Here is a 1,896-nt window from a genome sequence, read left to right on the forward strand (position 1 = left end):
GACCTGGACCTGCCCTGCCGCTGGGTCGAGAAAGCGCAAGAGAACATCGGCATCGAATGGTTGGCGTCGGGGAGCTTCGTCCACGTGACGACGGTCGGCCGCAGCGTGCTGGTGCGGGGGGGCGGCAACACCGCGATGGACTGCTGCCGCAGCGCCAAGCGCCTGGGCGCCGAGAGCGTGACGGTGACGGTGCGCTCCACCTACGAGGCCATGAAGGCCAGCCCCTGGGAGAAGGAAGACGCCGAGCACGAGGGCATCCCCATCCTGCCGCAGCACGCGCCGGTGGCCTTCTTGCTGGAGGGCGGCGTGCTCACGGGCATGCGCTTCGAGATCGTCGACTCGGTGACCGACGCGCAAGGCCGCCGCCAGCTCGTGCCCACGGGCCGCACCGTGGACCTGCCCTGCGACGAGGTGCTGCTGGCTGTGGGGCAGGAAAACGCCTTCCCCTGGATCGAGCGCGACGCCGGCATCGACTTCGGCCGCGACGGCCTGCCGGTGCTCGACCCCCTCACCCACCAATGCAGCCTGCCGCGCGTGTTCTTCGGCGGCGACGCGGCTTTTGGCCCCAAGAACATCATCACGGCGGTGGCCCACGGGCACGAGGCGGCGGTGAGCATCGACCAGTTCCTGAACGGCCAGGACCTGCGCCAGCGCCCCGCGCCGCACGTGAACCTGGTGTCCCAGAAGATGGGCATCCACCAGTGGAGCTACGACAACGCCCCGAGCAACGACCTGCGCTTCAAGGTGCCCTGGGCCGAGGCCGAGAAGGCCCTGGCCAGCATCCGCGTGGAGGTGGAGCTGGGCTTCGACGCGAAGACGGCGTTCAAGGAAGCGCAGCGCTGCTTGAACTGCGACGTGCAGACGGTGTTCGCGCCCAAGCTGTGCATCGAGTGCGACGCCTGCACCGACATCTGCCCGACGGACTGCATCAGCTTTGTGGCCAACGGTGATGAGGGTGATTTGCGGTCTCGTTTGAACGCGCCTTCCTTGAACTTGGACCAGGCGCTGTTGGTCAGCCCCGAGCTGAAGACCGGGCGGGTGATGGTCAAGGACGAGGACGTGTGCCTGCACTGCGGCTTGTGCGCCGAGCGCTGCCCGACGGGGGCGTGGGACATGCAGAAGTTTTTGCTGACGACGGCAAAGGTGGGGGTGGGGTGTCGGGGGTGAGCGCGGTGGGCGGTCTGGGGGTGAGCGCACCGTTCGGGCTGAGGTATCGAAGCCCGGTGGTTGGCTCGGTGCTCGTTGCAGCCCGCAGGGGCTTCACCCCTGCACCCGACCCCCTTTTGTCTTGCCAAAAGGGGGGAAAAGCGCTGGCCCCGGCTCCAGCGCCCCTGGCTGCGCCAGGGGTTCCCTGCGCCAACGCCAGGAGGCGTTGGCCTTCGGCAGGCACAAGCCGCCCACCGGGCGCCTTGTGTCCGGCCTCAGCTGCTCGCCAGCCCCGGCCCGCCCGAAACTCCCTTCGTTCGCTGCGCTCACTGCGGTCAGACAGTCGGGCGGAGTCAGTGCTTGAAGCGGGCTTGCGCCCGCGCCGGAGCCGGCTGTGCTGCTCGGCGCCTCCGAACGGGGCAAACAGCCGAACAGCCAACAGCCGAATACCGAACAGCCCGGACCTCGACCCTTTGCGCCGTTTCCCGGCTGTTGCCCCGTTCGGAGGCGCCGAGCAGCGCAGTGCAGGGGGGCGCGCGCGCAGCGCGCTTCAAGCTCTGACCCGGGATTGCTGTCTGACCGAAGTGAGCGCAGCGAACGCAGGGAGTTCAATCCCGCAGCCCCCCGGAACGAGCAGCGCAGGGAACCCCAGCCGAAGGCTGGGGCGCTGGAGCCGGGGCGGCGCTTTTGGTTCCTTTTGGCAAGACAAAAGGAACTCCGGGTGCAGGGCGGACAGCGCCTGCGGGCTGC

The 1,896-nt window shown here is 68.8% G+C and carries 1 protein-coding gene; it reads left to right on the forward strand.

Features of this window, described 5'->3' with window-relative positions; translation table 11 throughout:
- On the forward strand, window positions 1–1,167 hold a 1,167-nt coding region (locus O9335_RS02400; RefSeq protein ID WP_298382995.1), incomplete at its 5' end, for an FAD-dependent oxidoreductase.
- Window positions 1,168–1,896: the final 729 nt, after the last annotated feature.

The sequence above is a fragment of the Inhella sp. genome (assembly GCF_027532025.1).
Lineage (GTDB): Bacteria > Pseudomonadota > Gammaproteobacteria > Burkholderiales > Burkholderiaceae_C > Inhella.